Origin of the sequence: Brevundimonas sp. 2YAF1 (assembly GCF_052114745.1) — a bacterium.
Lineage (GTDB): Bacteria > Pseudomonadota > Alphaproteobacteria > Caulobacterales > Caulobacteraceae > Brevundimonas.
Map to the genome: position 1 here is coordinate 1 of NZ_JBFRFI010000026.1, position 366 is coordinate 366.

Below are 366 nucleotides of genomic sequence, written 5' to 3' on the forward strand. Positions count from 1 at the left end.
GTCCTACACCGGAGACACCGAGATGCCCGTCACGGTAGCCGGTGGCCAGACCGCAAAGCTCTCGATCGAACTGAAGAAGAAATAACTTCAGTTTCACACCGCAGTTTCATCACCCCCCCAGGGGGGGCGGAGGGCCGCCAGATGAACGACTTTGAACTCGAACGACGCGAATTGCACCGGACCCTGCGCGGGCCGGGCGATCGCCCCGAAGGCGGTGCGGTCTGGACACGCCGCACGTTCATGCACCAGGCGCTGCTGAAAGGCGTGGCAGGGGCCGCCGCATGTGGATTCTTTCCACTCCTCAGCACGCTCGACGTGGCCTACGGCCAGACCGGCCAGACCTTCCGCTTTGCCTGGGTGTCCGAC

General features: G+C 64.2%; 1 protein-coding gene. It reads left to right on the forward strand.

Features of this window, described 5'->3' with window-relative positions:
• Positions 1 to 141 precede the first annotated feature (141 nt).
• Positions 142 to 366, forward strand: a 225-nt coding sequence (locus AB4Y68_RS14475) for a hypothetical protein (protein WP_441456454.1), incomplete at its 3' end; no start/stop codon positions are given.